This window comes from Streptomyces sp. NPDC048383 (assembly GCF_040651775.1).
Lineage (GTDB): Bacteria > Actinomycetota > Actinomycetes > Streptomycetales > Streptomycetaceae > Streptomyces.
The window spans coordinates 61,815-78,064 of the sequence record NZ_JBEZKS010000020.1 but is presented as its reverse complement, the minus strand read 5'-3'; the positions used below and the strand labels follow the sequence as shown (position 1 = coordinate 78,064).

Annotated in this window: 13 protein-coding genes and 2 pseudogenes; 4 read left to right on the top strand and 11 right to left on the bottom strand. The window is 70.9% G+C overall.

Annotation, left to right across the window (positions count from 1 at the left end; all coding sequences use genetic code 11):
- The first annotated feature begins 217 nt into the window (after nucleotides 1–217).
- Complete coding sequence (locus AB0D46_RS16575; RefSeq protein ID WP_362878026.1) at nucleotides 218–1,186, top strand: glycosyltransferase family 2 protein; 969 nt, start codon at nucleotides 218–220, stop codon at nucleotides 1,184–1,186.
- 61 nt (nucleotides 1,187–1,247) lie between these two features.
- Here AB0D46_RS16575 and AB0D46_RS16570 read toward each other — a convergent pair whose 3' ends face one another.
- From AB0D46_RS16570 to AB0D46_RS16555, 4 genes and pseudogenes are all read right to left on the bottom strand, one after another.
- Nucleotides 1,248–2,474, bottom strand: a complete 1,227-nt coding sequence (locus AB0D46_RS16570) for a hypothetical protein (RefSeq protein ID WP_362878025.1) — start codon at nucleotides 2,472–2,474, stop codon at nucleotides 1,248–1,250.
- A gap of 107 nt (nucleotides 2,475–2,581) precedes the next feature.
- Complete coding sequence (locus AB0D46_RS16565) at nucleotides 2,582–4,177, bottom strand: NnrS multi-domain protein (RefSeq protein ID WP_362878024.1); 1,596 nt, start codon at nucleotides 4,175–4,177, stop codon at nucleotides 2,582–2,584.
- 246 nt (nucleotides 4,178–4,423) lie between these two features.
- Nucleotides 4,424–4,868, bottom strand: a pseudogene (locus AB0D46_RS16560) (2,3-diaminopropionate biosynthesis protein SbnB); the annotation flags it as partial.
- A gap of 191 nt (nucleotides 4,869–5,059) precedes the next feature.
- Nucleotides 5,060–5,269 (bottom strand): hypothetical protein, encoded by a 210-nt coding sequence (locus tag AB0D46_RS16555; protein WP_362878023.1) that lies wholly within the window; start codon nucleotides 5,267–5,269, stop codon nucleotides 5,060–5,062.
- 329 nt (nucleotides 5,270–5,598) lie between these two features.
- Between AB0D46_RS16555 and AB0D46_RS16550 the strand changes: the two are divergent.
- Nucleotides 5,599–5,928: pseudogene (locus AB0D46_RS16550) on the top strand (MMPL family transporter); the annotation flags it as partial.
- A gap of 1 nt (nucleotide 5,929) precedes the next feature.
- Here AB0D46_RS16550 and AB0D46_RS16545 read toward each other — a convergent pair.
- The 3 genes from AB0D46_RS16545 to AB0D46_RS16535 form a co-directional block, all read right to left on the bottom strand.
- On the bottom strand, nucleotides 5,930–6,070 hold the full coding sequence (locus AB0D46_RS16545; protein ID WP_362878022.1) for a hypothetical protein: 141 nt from the start codon (nucleotides 6,068–6,070) through the stop codon (nucleotides 5,930–5,932).
- A 397-nt stretch (nucleotides 6,071–6,467) separates the two neighbouring features.
- Nucleotides 6,468–7,799: a class I SAM-dependent RNA methyltransferase gene (locus tag AB0D46_RS16540; protein WP_362878021.1), complete on the bottom strand. Its 1,332-nt coding sequence runs from the start codon at nucleotides 7,797–7,799 to the stop codon at nucleotides 6,468–6,470.
- 152 nt (nucleotides 7,800–7,951) lie between these two features.
- Entirely contained in the window at nucleotides 7,952–10,027 is a 2,076-nt protein-coding gene (locus tag AB0D46_RS16535; RefSeq protein WP_362878020.1) for an APC family permease, read from the bottom strand.
- A gap of 198 nt (nucleotides 10,028–10,225) precedes the next feature.
- On the opposite strand from AB0D46_RS16535, the gene AB0D46_RS16530 reads away from it, so the two are divergent.
- Both AB0D46_RS16530 and AB0D46_RS16525 read left to right on the top strand, forming a co-directional pair.
- Complete coding sequence (locus tag AB0D46_RS16530) at nucleotides 10,226–10,894, top strand: TrkA family potassium uptake protein (RefSeq protein WP_362878019.1); 669 nt, start codon at nucleotides 10,226–10,228, stop codon at nucleotides 10,892–10,894.
- A complete protein-coding gene (locus AB0D46_RS16525) occupies nucleotides 10,891–11,553 on the top strand; it encodes a TrkA family potassium uptake protein (RefSeq protein WP_362878018.1) in 663 nt (220 codons plus the stop codon). Before AB0D46_RS16530 ends, AB0D46_RS16525 begins: the two co-directional genes overlap by 4 nt.
- 100 nt (nucleotides 11,554–11,653) lie before the next feature.
- Here AB0D46_RS16525 and AB0D46_RS16520 read toward each other — a convergent pair whose 3' ends face one another.
- Genes AB0D46_RS16520 through AB0D46_RS16505 form a run of 4 tightly spaced genes read right to left on the bottom strand, consistent with a single transcriptional unit; the run spans nucleotide 11,654 to nucleotide 16,115 of the window.
- Nucleotides 11,654–12,382 (bottom strand): DUF3159 domain-containing protein, encoded by a 729-nt coding sequence (locus tag AB0D46_RS16520; protein ID WP_362878017.1) that lies wholly within the window; start codon nucleotides 12,380–12,382, stop codon nucleotides 11,654–11,656.
- Nucleotides 12,383–12,384: 2 nt separating this feature from the next.
- A complete protein-coding gene (locus AB0D46_RS16515; RefSeq protein WP_362878016.1) occupies nucleotides 12,385–12,804 on the bottom strand; it encodes an OB-fold nucleic acid binding domain-containing protein in 420 nt (139 codons plus the stop codon).
- 24 nt (nucleotides 12,805–12,828) lie between these two features.
- Nucleotides 12,829–13,515, bottom strand: coding sequence for a response regulator (locus AB0D46_RS16510; RefSeq protein ID WP_362878015.1), 687 nt, complete (start codon nucleotides 13,513–13,515; stop codon nucleotides 12,829–12,831).
- Complete coding sequence (locus AB0D46_RS16505) at nucleotides 13,512–16,115, bottom strand: sensor histidine kinase KdpD (protein ID WP_362878014.1); 2,604 nt, start codon at nucleotides 16,113–16,115, stop codon at nucleotides 13,512–13,514. Before AB0D46_RS16505 ends, AB0D46_RS16510 begins: the two co-directional genes overlap by 4 nt.
- Between the last annotated feature and the right edge of the window lie 135 nt (nucleotides 16,116–16,250).

Below are 16,250 nucleotides of genomic sequence, written 5' to 3'. Positions count from 1 at the left end.
CCAAGAAATGGACAACGGTCCGCACACAACCATCCGTCCATTTAGGTCGAATCAGGACGGAGAAGTGCGAACCGAGTGCGGACCAAACCAAACATGCGGTGAACGAAAGGTCAAGACCTCAAGATCATCCATGGAGGGATCACCAAGACGGCTTCACCCGGGGAGGGTTGACGCCCCTGTGGTTAGATGACGCCCCACGAGTCGAGGAGTGTCGCAAATGGCCAGGGTCAGCGTCTGCGTGCCGGTGTACAACCGCCCGCAGGAGGTGGAGCGAGCGGTGCGGAGCGCCCTCGAACAGACCTTTAGCGACATTGAAGTCATCGTCGTCGACAACGCGAGCACCGACTCCACGTGGGACGTCATCACCGAATTGGCCGAATCCGATCCGCGTGTCCGGGCATACCGGAACGATTCCGTGATATCGCGGGTGCGGAACTGGCGCCGGGCCGTGGAACTCGCCGAGGGCGAATACGTCAAACTGCTCTTCTCCGACGACTGGATCTCCCCCGAGGCCGTCGCCCGCTCGGTGGAGGTCCTCGACCGCGAGCCCCGCACCGGCTTCGTCTTCACGGCGATGACATGGCACTACCAGGAGCCCGAAACCTGCTACCGGCGGCAGGAGGGGCCCATGGACTCCCTCGAGTTCCTGATCCGCTCCGCCACCGTCGAGGACCAGGTACCGGTCAGTGCCTCCTGCACCCTCGCCCGGCGCGCCGACCTGCTCGACGCCTTCGAGGAGGAACTCCCCAACCGGCTACCGTTCGACTTCAGTCACGGGCTCGGCCTCGACGGCACCCTCCTGTGGCGCATCGCGGACCGCTACCGGTACGTCCACCACCTCGCCGCCGACCTCGCGCACTCCGCCGACCCGCACGCCGGCGAGCCCAACACGCGCCAGCAGATCGGCGCGGAGCAGCGCGAGATGATGTGGTGGGCCTACCGCAACGCCTTCGCCCAGACCCTGCTGGCCTCGCGCCGGCCCGCCACCCACCTGCGCGCCCTGCGCGCGGCCCTCCTGGTCTCCTGCGTCCCGCTGCGCCCGACGCCCACCGCCCGCCGCAACTTCCGCCTCTTCCGCACGATGCTCCCGACCACGTGGTGGCGCGTCACCCCCTGGGCCGCCCCGGTCCGCCCCCTGGTGACCCGCCGGCTGCGCGACCCCTTGGACCCGACGATCCCGCTGTAGGGGGCGGGGGGCTCCGGTCGACGCCGCAGCCGGCCCGGGTGCGGGCCGAGTGCGGCGTCGACTACACGTACTCCAACACGATCGCGGCATCGACGGCCGCGACCGTCTCCCGCAGCGCCGCGTGGTCGGCGACGGCCCCGTGCACCGTGCCGAGATGGCCCTCCGTACCGGCCCGCCAGTGCAGTTCCCGACCCGCTTCGGCATCCACCTTGACCTGCCAGACCCCTTCCAGCGCGGCCACCTCGTCCAGCCCGCTCACCCCCGCGAGGGTCTGCCCGCCCTCCGTCGCCGGCGGGGTCACGAAGTACACGAACTCGACGCCGCCGAAGGACGGTTCCGGCACCTCCAACGGCATCCCGAGCGCCGCCCGCAGCGCGGCCCGCAGCAGGTCGAAGCGGGCCGACCTCCGCAACAGGGCGCCGACGTAGCCGCCCATCCGACCGTTGACCTCGATCAGGCGCGGCCCGTCGGGCGTCAGCTTGATCTCCACGTGCGTCACGCCGTCGGTGATGCCGAGCCCCCGCACGGAGGCCTCCGTCAGCGCGTACACCTCCCGTTCCAGCCCGCCCGCCAGACAGGCCGGCTGAAACATGCCGGTCTCCCGGAACGGCTCGGCGAGCGGCAACTTCCCCGTCACGCACACGTGGCGCAGCACGCCGCCCGAACTGACGGACTCCACCGACACGTAGTCCCCGAACCCCGGCCCGGCCGCCTCCGGATCCCCGGCCAGGAACTCCTCCACCACGAACTCCGCTCCCCCGCCCGCAAGGAACCGACCCGCCCGCTCCATCGCCTGCTCGTGGGTGTCGACCCGGCAGGTGTCCACGCTCCCGGCGCCGCTCCGCGGCTTGATCACCGCCGGCAGCCCGACCTCGGCCAGGGCCCCCGGCACCTCCTCCACGACCCTCACGGCCACGCACCGCGTCGACTGCACCCCGGCCTCCCGCAGCCGCGCCCGCTGCCGCTCCTTGTCGACGAGTCCCTCGACGACCTCCGGACTGTGAAACACCAACCCGCACGCCGCGGCCAACTCCGCCGTCCACGCCAGCCGGTACTCGCTGAAGGTCGTGATCCCCTCGACGCCCAACTCGGCGAGCGCCTTGGCCCGTTCCTCCGCCCCGAGCCCGGAGACGTCCAACACCTCACCCACCTCCCCGAGCCCCGTCGCGACCCCCGCGTCGTCACAAACAAACACCACACCGCACAACTTGCGTGCGGAGGCCAGCACTTCAACGGCGCTGGCGGAACCCCGGTCGAACACCACGGCAAGCAAAGGAAGTCTGCGCATCCCCCCACGCTACGCGTCCCCGTCCGAGGCCCGTCAGTCGAGCGCGACGGGGGCCCCGACCGCGGCCACGCCGTCCAACGCCCCGGCCCCGGGGACCGCAGGGTGGGTCAGTCCCCCTTGGGCAGGCTCGCGTAGGAGAACGCGCACCGGACCCGACCGTCCACCGCGGGCACGAGGCGTACCTGTTCCGCCGGCATCTGGAGCGCCTTGCCCGCCGGCTCGTCCCACAGCGACACCGTTCCCCCGGCCTCGCCGAACGAGACGTACGGCCGCTCAGGGTTGAGGGTGCCGCCCCGGCTGCTGAGTTTCGCCGCGGGGACGGTCGGCTCCACGCACATCCACTCCGGCTCCACGCCGAAGTAGGAGGGCAGGTCCGCCTTCTGCGCCGCGGCGGCGCGCAGGTCCTTCACCGCGTCGCCCGCCGAGTCCAACGCCCAGAGCCCGCACAACACCACCACCACCGCCTGAGTGACGACGTACAGGGGGACCCCGAGCCGCTCGATGGGGCTGACGATCGGCGCGTGCACGTGCTTCGCGATGCCCCACACCGCCGGTACGAACAGGATGAAGCTCAGCAGGCTCAGGAGCTTCAACGCCGAAGCGGCCTGCCAGATCGCGGGGACATCGAGGTCATCGGGGGTCACATCGAGACTGTCCGCGTACATCGCGTGCATCACCGACCCGGAGGCCACCACGCAGGACGCCACGAGCGCGAACGCCACCGGCGCCGCCCAGGCGAGCCATTCGCCCCACGTCCACTGGCGGACCAACAGCCAGATCCCCCCGGTCGTCGCCGCGACGGCGACGACCGACACTATCTGCACGGGAGTCCAGCCCCGCCTGTCCCCCATGTCCGCGCCGAAGGCGACGGCGAGGAGGAACCCCGCTGCGGCGCCCCACACCAGGAGGCTCCCCGCGCGGCCCCCGGCCGCGAACACGCCGTGCGCGAGTCGGGCGCCCCGGACAAGACACCACGCCGCGAGGCCCGACCACACCCACGTCCGCACCCCATCGTGCTGCCGGGCGACCACGGCACAGAAGATCATGGCGAGGGTCCAGGCCATCACGCGCGCCGTGCGACGGTGCTGGTCCTCTTCGCGACGCATCACGATGTGCGGGCGCTCCCGGCCGTACTGCGCCCTCACGTCGGTGTCGGCGTCGTGGGCGGAACCGCCGGGCAGCGTCATGCGGGAGAGCCGGCGAGCCTCCGAGGCCGTGCCCGTCACCACCGTTCCGGTGTCGCGCCGGCCGCGCCCCTCCGAGAATCGAGCACGTGCCACCGCCCCGGCGCGGCGCAGTCGTTCCGTCGGTGTCACCGGCCTCGGAACCGGTACCCGGCTCGGCCTGCCGGCCACCGTATGCGCGCGCCAGCCGGTCAGTTGCTCCCGATCCCGGTCCATCGGATCACTGCGCCGGGCGTACATCTCCAGCTTGGCCGCCCGGGCCAGCCGCTGCACCTGCCAGACGGCCGCCTGCTCGGTACGCCGATTGCGCGCCCCGAAGAACCGCACCTCGACGCAGTACAGCCGGGCCGGGACGTCCGCGCTCAGGACACCCCGCGACGCGCCCTCGCCCCGCGCGAAGGAATCGACGACGGGCCAGCCCCGCAGCTCGAACCCCCGCTCCGCCTCGTCCCAGTCGCGCCGCTCCCCCCGCACCTCGACGAGCACCAACACCCGCTGGTCATAACGCTTCCCCGGCATCAGCTCCCCCTCCCCACCCCACAAGAATCCCTCAGCCCACCCGACGCACCAAACAGCCGCCGCCGCGACGGCGCACCCGAACGTGGACGGCTGACCGGGCCCCTGCGCCACGGCGGGGCGGTTCAGCCGAAGGTGACGGGGCCGGTGCGGCCCTCCAGGAGGTCCTTCGTGGAGTGCAGGTCTTGAGCTGCTCAGGGGCGTCGACGATGGGCACGTCTCAGCCCCCCGACCCGTAGCGGCTGAGCTCAGGCAGTGGTCGACGTCGCCGATGATATTGGTCAAGGCCAGCAGGATCTCCGGCGACAGGTCCCTCAGGCAGACGTGCAGCACCAGCGGGTTGTGGTCGAACCACGCGGGATCCGTGACGTGGGGGACCCCGGCACCATCGCGAAGACCACCAGGTCGGACCCGCGGATCAGCTCCTCGCCCGGTCGTGCGGGGTGGCTTCCTCGGCTCCGACGTCCAGCCCGTGGCGGCGAGGTAGGTGGACGTAGCGCGCGATGAGGCGGACGCCGAGGAAGCCGACCCTGCGGGGGCGACCGTGGTGCCGGGTGAGGGCATCCGCCTCGAGGGCCGCGCAGGCCGCCGTGCGGGCGGCGCTGATGATCGAGGACTCAGGACACGCGATCGGATACCCGGTGCCCTGGTGGTCGAGCAGCAGTACGGCCGGGGCCCGGGGTGTTCCCGCGGCACTCGGACCAGGCCGCTGCGTGTGCGAAAGCCTCTCGCCCCCGCCCCGAGGAACCGGAAATTGGACCGCCGCAGGTCAGTCGACATGGGTTAAACCCTGGATATCAACCAGTCGTGGCGCATTCGTCCATCGAATACCTCCATATGGAGCTTCACCGCGCCGGACGGAAATGGCGCCGCAGGGCTTACCGCTCAGTGGTGCTCGAGCACCCGCTCCGGCCGCGGGGACGCGACCGTCCGGCGCCGGTGGTACGCGAGGGCCGAGACCGCCAGGAACGGGGCCCAGGCCAGCAACGGGGCGTAGGAGGCGACGAGGAGGACCTCCTGGGTCGCGGAACCCGTGAGGCTGCCCGAAGTCAGGCTGCGCGCCTGGACGACGCCGACCAGTCTCCGGACCTCCACCTACGGGGGCCATCCGTCTCCCCCGGACGGGGGAGGAGCCGGTTGCCTGCCCGGCGCAACCGTGGGAGCCGGTTCCGCGCAGCACGGGAAGAGCCGGCCGGATGTCCTCAAGAGTGACATGGGGCGATCGGACCGGGCCGGTTGGCGACGGGAGTTCCGGGGCTCTGTCTACAACCTGTCGGCAACCAAGCTCGGATCCTTCAATTCCGCCCCAGCACACAAGACTTGACGCCCGGCATTGTGCCGCTGCCGCCCTGACAACGGGCGGCCAATGGTGCTGACCTGCCGCGAACCCGCGGCTTCGCACCCAATCCACTTCCAAAGGCCCCCAGCAGGAGACTCCGGCAGCCATCGTGGTCTTCCAGCGCAACGACGGCGCCGCACTGACGGATGCCGACAAGGCCACCGTCGCGGAGATCACCGGAGACCTTCAGACCAAACGGTACGAGACCCTGAAGAACGTCGCGACCTCGCCCGAGGCGGTGTCCAAGGACGGGAAGACGACCCTCGCGACAATCGTCTCCGCCGAGAAGGATCCGGCGGCCGAAGCCGGCCTGGAGTCGATCCGCCAGCTGCGCTCGGACGGCAACGACCAGCTCCGGGGCGGCGAGCCGAAGATGGGTGTCACGGGTCCCGCGGCCCTGACGGTCGACGCCTGACCTAGGTGGTGAAGCTGCCGCACTGGCGCACCGGGTCGACCTCGAACAACGACCGGAACACGAAGTGCTTGTCGGTATGGCCGCACACCACCAGATCCGGCGACACGGACTCGATGACCAGGGGCCCGAACTTGCGCCCCACCGCCAGGTGGACCGGCCGGCCGTAGTTCCGTTCCTGGGAGCCGAACCCGAAGGGAGACCGAGCCCCCGGTCGCGTACCGACAGCACGAGATCGAGCCACCGTGGGGCCGACTCCAGGACCAGTGAACAGAAACGGGGCGCGTCCCTCGGTTCCGGGAGCGCGACACCGTACTTGTCGATGTAGTCGATGCGGCCGAGGTGGTTGGGCGTCATGGCGGCCGTCGGGGCCACCAACAGCGGAAAAGCCGTCTCCCGCACCCGGGCTGCAGCCCGGGTGCGGGAGACGGCTTTTCGTACTGACGATCCATCAGAGAACGCTTCGTGTGCGTCAACCGGGCGTCACGACATCACCCTCAACGCGCACAGCGCACATCGTGCGCACGGCTCCACCCTGCAGCTCAGGCGTCCTTGGCCACGCGCTCCAGGATCGCCACGCACTCCACGTGGTGCGTCATCGGGAAGAGGTCGAAGGCGCGGAGGGTGCGGGGCTTGTAGCCCGCCTCGGCGAAGTACGCCAGGTCGCGCGCCAGGGCCGCCGGGTCGCAGGCGACGTACGCGATGCGGCGCGGGGAGAGGCCGGCGACCTGGCGGACCGTCTGCTTGCCGGCGCCGGCGCGAGGCGGGTCGAGGACGACGAGGTCGCACTCGGTGATGCCGGTCTTCGGGAGGATCTGCTCGACCTTGCCCTGCTCGATGCGTACCCGGGGGAAGTCCGCCAGGTTGTGGCGGGCGTCCTCCACGGCGCGCTTCGTGGACTCGATGCCGAGCACGGCGCCGGTTTCGCCGAGGCGCTCCGCGAGGGCGCCCGCGAAGATGCCGACGCCGCAGTAGAGGTCGAGGGCCATCTCACCCTTGCGCGGCATCAGGCCCTGCATGACGGCCTTGATCAGGGTGTCGGCGGCCTGCGGGTGGACCTGCCAGAAGCCGCCCATGCCGACGCGGTAGGTGCGGCCGTCGGCGCGCTCGCGCACGAAGGGGCGGCCGTGGACGCGGTGGACGCCGCCGTCCTTCTCCTCGACGCGCAGCACCGAGACGGGCTTGTCCAGCTCCACGAGGGGGAGACGGCCGCCGGGGCGGGGGGTCAGGACGATCTGACGGTCCTGGGAGCCGGTCGCCGCGATGGCCTCCACCGACGCCATCTGCGGCCAGTCCTGCTTCTCGATGCCGAGTTCCGAGACCCCGGGCGCCGCGATCATACAGTGGTCGATCAGCTCGATGTCGTGCGAGCGGTGCTTGCGCAGGCCGGCGTTGCCGTCGTCGTCGATGGCGAACTGGACGCGGGTGCGCCACTGCGGGACCTCGCCGGCCGGGAGCTTGTCGCCCTCGGCGGGCATGACGGTGCCGTCCCAGCCGGCGTCCTCCGGGGTGAGCCCGGCGAGGCGCAGCAGCTGTTCGGCGATGACATCGCCCTTGAGGCGGCGCTGGGCGCCCGGCTTGGCGTGCTGCCAGTCGCAACCGCCGCACTTGCCGGGGCCGGCGTACGGGCAGGGGGCCGCGACGCGGTCCTTGGAGGCGTCCAGCACGGTGATCGCGTCGGCGCGCAGGAAGCGGGAGTCGACGTCGCCCTCGGTGACCTTCGCGATGACCTTCTCGCCCGGCAGGGTGTGGCGGACGAACAGGACCCGGCCGTCCGCGTTGCGCGCGATGCAGTGGCCTCCGTGCGCGACGGGCCCGACCTCGACCTCGAACTCCTCCCCGACCAGTGACTGCTTCTCGTTCTGCTCGGTCATGGTGGGGAGGCTCCAGGAGATCAAGGAAGGCAAAAGGAAAACGGCCGGACGACCGACCCACCAGTTTACGTGGATCTCGTCCGGCCGTTCACCACCGGCGCCGGGCCCCCGCCGCCGCTACTTCACCACCGGCGCCGGGCCCCCCGCCGCCGCTACTTCCCCGCCGAGTCCTTCGACCGCGGCGACCGCGGCGGCTTCGGCGGCCGGGGCGTGTCGACCGGTCCGCGGCGGACGGCGCCCGGGGCGTTCCATTCCTGCCGCTTCTTGGCCCGCCGCTTCGCCAGCTCGGAGGACTCCAGCTGGTAGGGCACGGAGGTGACCATCACGCCCGGCGTGAACAGCAGCCGGCCCTTGAGCCGCAGCGCGCTCTGGTTGTGGAGCAGGTGCTCGTACCAGCGGCCGACGACGTACTCCGGGATGTAGACGCTGACGGCGTCGCGCGGGTTCTCGCTGCGCAGGCCCTTCACGTACTCGACGACCGGCCGGGTGATCTCGCGGTACGGCGAGTCGAGGATCTTCAGCGGGACGTTGATCCCGCGCCGATCCCACTCGGTGCGCAGGGCCTTCGTCTCGACGGGGTCGACGCTGATGCTCAGCGCTTCGAGGGTGTCGGAGCGGGTCAGCTTGGCGAACGCGAGGGCGCGCAGCGTGGGCTTGTGGACCTTGGAGACCAGGACGATGGAGTGGACGCGCGAGGGGCGGACGCTGTCGTCGCTGGGGCCTTCGGCCGCCGCGATCTCGGCGGAGACCCGGTCGTAGTGCTTGCGGATCGCGGTCATCGTTCCGTAGAAGATCACCATGCCCAGCAGGGCGACCCAGGCGCCGTGGGTGAACTTCGTGGCGAGGACGACGACCAGCACCATGCCGGTGAAGAAGGCGCCGAAGGTGTTGATGGCCCGGGAACGGTGCATCCGGCGGCGGGCGGCGACGTCGCGCTCGGTGCGCAGGTGGCGGTTCCAGTGCCGGACCATGCCGATCTGGCTCAGCGTGAAGGAGACGAAGACTCCGACGATGTAGAGCTGGATGAGCTTGGTGGAGTCGGCGTCGTAGAGCCACACCAGCAGCATGGCGGCGCCCGCGAGCAGGACGATGCCGTTGGAGAAGGCGAGCCGGTCGCCGCGGGTGTGCAGCTGGCGCGGCAGGTACCGGTCCTGGGCGAGGATCGAGCCGAGCAGCGGGAAGCCGTTGTAGGCGGTGTTGGCGGCCAGGAAGAGGACGAGCGCGGTCGCCGCCGCCAGGACGATGAACAGGAAGCTGCCCTCGCCGAAGACGGCTTCGCCGACCTGGGAGATCACCGGGTGCTGGACGTAGTCGGAGCCGACCGGGACGCCGTCCTGGAGGAGGTCGGCGGCGGGGTTCTCCGCCATCCGCACGTTGCTGGCCATGGCCAGGCCGATGATGCCGCAGAACATCGTGACGGCCAGGGCGCCCATCAGGGCCAGGGTGGTGGCCGCGTTCTTGCTCTTGGGCTTGCGGAAGGCGGGGACGCCGTTGCTGATGGCCTCGACGCCGGTGAGCGCGGCGCAGCCGGAGGAGAAGGCGCGCAGCAGCAGGAAGACGAGGGCGAATCCGGCGAGTCCCTGGTGCTCGGGTTTGATCTCCAGATCGGCCGTGGGCGCCTTCATGGTCTCGTCGAGGACGATGCCCCGGTAGGCGCCGTAGGCGATCATGACGAAGACGGCGCCGACGAAGATGTACGTCGGAATCGCGAAGAGGTTTCCGGATTCTTTGACTCCGCGCAGATTCATCAGCGTGAGCAACAGAATCATGACCATCGCCGAGAGCACCTTGTGCTCGATGACGAAATCGACGGCCGAGCCGAGGTTCTCGACTCCGGAGGAGATCGACACGGCCACGGTGAGGACGTAGTCGACGAGCAGGGCGCTCGCCACGGTGAGGCCGGCCTTGGGTCCGAGGTTGGTGTTGGCCACCTCGTAGTCGCCGCCCCCGCTGGGGTACGCGTGGACGTTCTGCCGGTAGGAGGCGACCACGGTGAACATCAGGACGACGACGGCGGCCGCGATCCAGGGGCTGAAGTGGTACGCCGACACACCCGCGATCGACAGGACCAGCAGCACTTCACCGGGGGCATATGCCACGGAGGACAGCGGGTCGGATGCGAACACGGGCAGGGCGATCCGCTTGGGGAGGAGCGTTTCCCCGAGGCGGTCGCTGCGTAGCGCCCGGCCGATCAGGATCCGTTTGGGCACGTCGGTCAGTTTGGACACGCAGAGGATCGTAAGCGTTCGAAATCGGGCTGACGAACCCCCCGCCCGTTCTCGGGGCAATGAGGCACCGCCTGGACCCCAAATGGTCACACTGGTGACCGCCCGTGTGTAGCTTGGCCCATGGTCTGAGACCCTGTTTAGCCAGAGCATGCAATGAGGCTGGAAACCAGCGAGTCGCTGTCAGCCGGAAGGACGGCCGTGCACATCGTCATCATGGGCTGCGGAAGAGTGGGCTCTGCCCTCGCGCAGACCCTGGAACAGCAGGGGCATACGGTCGCCGTCGTCGACCAGGACCCCACCTCATTCCGCCGGCTCGGAGCATCGTTCGGCGGCCGTCGCGTCACCGGTGTCGGCTTCGACCAGGACACGCTGCGAGAGGCCGGGATCGAGGACGCGGGAGCCTTCGCGGCGGTCAGCAGTGGTGACAATTCCAACATCATCGCCGCGCGCGTGGCCCGCGAGATGTTCGGCGTCGAGAACGTCGCCGCCCGCATCTACGACCCCAAGCGCGCCGAGGTCTACCAGCGGCTCGGCATCCCCACCGTCGCGACCGTACGGTGGACCGCCGATCAGATGCTGCGCCGGCTGCTGCCGTCGGGTGCCGAACCCCTGTGGCGCGACCCGAGCGGAGGTGTGCAGCTCGCCGAGGTGCACACCTCCGCCGCGTGGATCGGGCACAAGGTCAGCCGGCTCCAGGAGGAGACCGGCGTCCGCGTCGCGTTCCTCACCCGGCTGGGCGAGGCCATGCTGCCGACTTCACAGACCGTCCTCCAGGAGGGCGACCTCGTCCACGTGATGATGCGTACGGACGAGATCGACAAGGTGGAGGCGGCCTTCGCCGAGGGGCCTGAGGAGGCACACGCATGAGGGTCGCGATCGCCGGAGCCGGCGCCGTGGGTCGTTCCATCGCGGGCGAGCTGCTGGAGAACGGCCACGAGGTGCTCCTCGTGGACAAGGCACCGACCGCCATCTCCGTGGAGCGGGTGCCGCAGGCCGAATGGCTGCTGGCCGACGCCTGCGAGATCACCTCGCTCGACGAGGCCGCGCTGCAGCGCTGCAACGTGGTCATCGCCGCCACCGGTGACGACAAGGTCAACCTCGTCGTCTCCCTGCTCGCCAAGACCGAGTACGGGGTCCCCCGGGTCGTGGCGCGCGTCAACAACCCGAAGAACGAGTGGCTCTTCAACGAGTCCTGGGGCGTCGACGTGGCCGTCTCCACGCCCCGCCTGATGTCCGCCCTCGTCGAGGAGGCCGTCAGCGTCGGTGATCTGGTGCGGCTGCTGCGCTTCAGCCACGGCGACGCCAACCTGGTCGAGCTGACCCTGCCCCCGGACTCCTCGGTCGCGGGCACCCAGATCGGCGAGATCACCTGGCCCGAGGACACCTCGCTCGTCACCATCATCCGCGGCAACCGGGTCCTCACCCCGCACGGCGAGGAAACCCTGGAGCCCGGAGACGAACTGCTGTTCGTCGCGGCGCAGGCCCGCGAGGAACAGCTGGAGGACCTCCTCCAGGCCCGGAACTAGGAACCGGGGCCGGGGAACCCGAACCCGCGTACGCCGAAGGGGCGGAGCAGCCGACCGGCCGCTCCGCCCCTTCGGCGTACACCCGCGGTGCGGGGCCGCGTCAGACCCCGCGTTCGCGCGCCGCCTTGGCCGCCTTCTCGGCGGCCTCCTCGGCCTCGTACTCGGCGATGACGTCGATCGGCGGCGGCGCCTTCGCCAGGAACAGCCAGGTGAAGTAGACGGCCAGCACCATCGGCGGGAGTTTGAGCGCGATCAGGACCCAGCCCAGCTGGGTCGCGTCGCCCCACCAGTACAGCGGGAAGAGGATCGCGTACTTGGCCAGGAAGATCAGGCCCCAGGCCAGGCTGGCCTTCGTGTACGCCTTCTTGCGCCCGGGGTTGCGGGTGCGCCAGGACAGGTTCTCCTTGAAGACCGGTCCGAGCATGACGCCGAGCAACGGGAAGCCGGCCAGCGCGGAGACGGTGAACGCGACGCCGAGACCGGCGCCGTAGATCATGCCGGGCAGGTAGAAGCCCTTGGCGTCGCCCGTGAACAGGGCGAAGGCCACGCCCACGCCGACGCCGAAGACGCCGCTGAAGGCGTGCTTGACGGTGTCCTTGCGCAACAGCCGCACGACCACGAGGAGGACCGCGACCGCGCCCGCCGCGATGGCGGACGACTTCACGTCCTTGTTGATCGTGTAGATCATGACGAACAGCAGGCCGGGGAGCATCGTCTCCACGGTCCCGCGGATGCCGCCGAAGGCGTCGAACAGCGCCGCCTGCGTCACGGCCTTCTGGTCGTCCCCCACCGGGCCCTCGGGCGTGGTGGGCTTGTCGAGTGACGTCACCGTCAGTGCTCCTGTCCGAGCGGTCGGAGTTCGTACTTCGGGTTGAAGAGCACCCGGCGCCCATGACTCATCGAGATCCGCCCGGAGGCGATCATGCGCCGCCCGGGCTCGATTCCCACGATCGAGCGACGTCCGAGCCACACCACGTCCAGCGCGGCCGAGCCGTCGAACAGTTCCGCTTCCAGTGCGGGCACTCCCGCGCGCGGCCTCAGGGTGACGGTCCGCAGGGTGCCCGTCACCTTGACTATCTGGCGGTCGTGGCAGTCGCAGATCCGCGTGCACCCAGCCGCTTCTGCGTCCTCCTGCAGCTCCGCCGAATGCAGCTCCTCCTGGGAGGTGGACAGCCGCTCCATCATCCGGCGGAACCGGCCCGCCGGCCTGGCCGGCTTCTGGGGCTTGTCTGGACGCGGTTCAGCACTCATACGGGAAGCCTACCGGCGCCCCCGCTACCTCTCGAAGCGGTATCCCATGCCCGGCTCGGTGATGAAGTGCCGCGGGTGCGAGGGGTCGGCCTCCAGCTTGCGGCGCAGTTGGGCCATGTAGACCCGCAGGTAGTTGGTTTCCGTGCCGTAGGAGGGCCCCCAGACCTCCTGGAGGAGCTGCTTCTGGCTGACCAGCTTCCCGCCGTTGCGGACCAGCACCTCCAGCAGGTGCCACTCGGTGGGGGTCAGGCGTACGTCGCGCCCCGCGCGCACCGCCTTCTTGGCGGCGAGGTCGACGGTGAACCCCTCGGTCCGCACGATCACCTCGTCCCCGCCCGCGCCGGCCGCGGGTTCGGCCCGGCGGACGGCGGCGCGCAGCCGCGCCAGCAGTTCGTCCATGCCGAAGGGCTTGGTGACGTAGTCGTCGGCGCCCGCGTCGAGGGCCTCGACCTTCTCGTCGGAGGTGTGGCGGGCGGAGAGCACGAGGATCGGCACCCGGGTCCAACCGCGCAGCCCCCTGATCACCTCGATCCCGTCCATGTCGGGCAGCCCGAGGTCGAGGACGACCACGTCGGGGTGGCGGGCGGCGGCGAGCTCCAGGGCTCCCGCGCCGTCGGAGGCGGCGTCGACCTCGTAGCGACGCGCCTTGAGGTTGATCACGAGGGCCCGGACGATCTGCGGTTCGTCGTCCACCACGAGCACCCGGGTCATCGGGGTCCTGCTTTCTGTCGTTCGGGGTCGGCTGCCGTGTCCACGCGCGGGGATCCGGCCCGGGTCGCGGCCGGCGGGCCGTCGGGCGGCGGCCGGTCCCGGCCGGCCGCGCGCAGGGTGAGCACCATCGTCAGCCCGCCGCCGGGGGTGTCCTCGGCGGCGAGGCTGCCGCCCATGGCCTCGGCGAAGCCCCGGGCGACGGCGAGGCCGAGGCCCACGCCGGCGCCGCGGGGGGCGTCCCCGTAGCGCTGGAAGGGGGCGAAGATGCGGTCCTTGGCCTCGTCGGGGACCCCCCGGCCGCGGTCGACGACCCGTACCTCGACCCGGTCGCCGAGGAAACTGGCGGCGACGAGCACGGGCTGCCCGACCGGGCTGTACTTGACGGCGTTCTCCACCACGTTGGCCACGGTCCGCTCCAGCAGCCCCGGGTCCACCGCCACCATGGGCAGGGTCTCGGGCACGTCGAGCAGCACGCTGTCCTCCGGTACGCCGCCCAGCGCCATCGGAACCACCTCGTCGAGGTCGATCTCGCGGATCAGCGGGGTCACCGTCCCGGTCTGGAGCCGGGACATGTCGAGCAGGTTGCCCACCAGGTGGTCGAGCCGGTCGGCGCCGTCCTCGATGCCCTCCAGCAGTTCCGCCCGGTCCTCCTCGGACCACTCGACGTCGTCGGAGCGCAGGGAGCTGACGGACGCCTTGATGGAGGCGAGCGGCGTGCGCAGGTCGTGGCTGACGGCGGCGAGCAGCGCGGTACGGATCCGGTTGCCCTCGGCGAGCCGGCGGGCCTCCTCGGCCTCGCCGACGAGCCGCTGGCGGTCCAGTACGACGGCGGCCTGGGCGGCGAAGGCGCCGAGCACCCGGCGGTCCTCCGCGGGCAGGACCCGCCCGGACAGGGCCAGTGCCATGTGGTCCCCGATCGGCATGTCCACGTCGGCGTCCTCGGGCCGGGCCGCCGGGTTGGGTCCGACGCTGCCGGCCCGGGTCCAGGGTTCGACGTCGCCCTGCCGCTCCAGCAGCGCGACGGACTCCATCGCGAAGGTCTCCCGTACCCGCTCCAGCAGCGCCCCCAGGGCGGTCTCGCCGCGCAGCACGCTCCCGGCGAGGAAGGAGAGGATCTCGGACTCGGCGCGCAGCCGCGCGGCCTGGTGGGTGCGCCGGGCGGCCAGGTCGACGACGGAGGCGACGGACACGGCGACTCCGAAGAACACCGCGATGGCCATGATGTTGCGGGGGTCGGCGACGGTGAGCCGGTGCAGCGGCGGGGCGAAGAACCAGTTCAGCAGCAACGAGCCGATGGCGGCGGAGGCGAGGGCCGGCCACAGGCCGCCGAGCAGCGCGGACGCCACGGTCAGCGCCAGGAACAGCAGCATGTCGTTGGCGAGGCCGGGATCGGTGTCGATGTGCGTGAGCAGGAGGCACAGGAGGACCGGGCAGAGCGCCCCGACCAGCCAGCCGGCCACGATGCGGGGCCTGCCGAGGCGGGCCGCCGAGCGGACGACGGGCAGTCCGCGCCCCTTGGCGACCTCCTCGTGGGTGACGATGTGGACGTCCAGGTCGGGACCCGAGTCGCGGGCCACGGTGGCACCGACTCCGGGACCGAGGACGTACTGCCAGGCCTTGCGGCGGCTGGAGCCGAGGACGATCTGGGTGGCGTTGACCCCGCGGGCGAAGGCGAGGAGGCCGTCGGGGACGTTGTCCCCGATCACATGGTGAAACGTTCCGCCAAGGTCCTCGACCAAGGTCCGCTGAACCGCGAGTTCCTTCGGGGAGGCGGAGGTCAAACCGTCGCTGCGGGCGATGTAGACGGCGAGGATCTCGCTGCCGGAACCCTTCGCCGCCACCCGGGAGGCGCGACGGATCAGCGTGCGCCCCTCCGGGCCACCGGTGAGCCCGACGACGATCCGCTCGCGCGCCTGCCAGGTGGAGCGGATGTCGTGCTCGCCCCGGTACTGCTGGAGGTACTCGTCGGCCCGGTCGGCCACCCACAGCAGCGCGAGTTCGCGCAGCGCCGTCAGGTTGCCGGGGCGGAAGTAGTTGGACAGGGCCGCGTCGACCTTGTCGGGCTTGTATATGTTCCCGTGCGCCATCCGCCGGCGCAGGGCCTGCGGGGACATGTCGACGAGCTCGACCTGGTCGGCCCGCCGCACCACCTCGTCCGGCACCGTCTCCCGCTGCCGGACGCCCGTGATCGCCTCGACCACGTCCCCGAGGGACTCCAGGTGTTGGATGTTGACCGTGGACACCACGTCGACGCCGGCCCGCAGCAGCTCCTCGACGTCCTGCCAGCGCTTGGCGTTGCGGGAGCCGGGCACGTTGGTGTGCGCCAGTTCGTCCACCAGCGCCACGGCGGGTCGGCGGGCGAGCAGCGCGTCCACGTCCATCTCCGTGAAAGCGGCGCCGCGGTGGAGCAGCTCCCGGCGCGGGACCTGTTCGAGGCCGTGCAGCATGACCTCGGTGCGCGGTCGCCCGTGGTGCTCGACGAAGCCGACGACGCAGTCGCCGCCCCGCTCCACCCGGCGGTGGCCCTCCGAGAGCATGGCGTACGTCTTGCCCACGCCGGGCGCCGCGCCGAGATAGATCCTGAGCCTGCCGCGTCCCATGCGCCCATTCTCGGGGACGTCACCGCTGTTCACGCACCGATGGGCCGCCGTGCGCCCATCCCTGACGCATCCCTGACGCGCGCCCGCCCGCCGCCGCGGGCGCCGGCGGTGGCCGAAAACGCGCGCGGGCGGGCC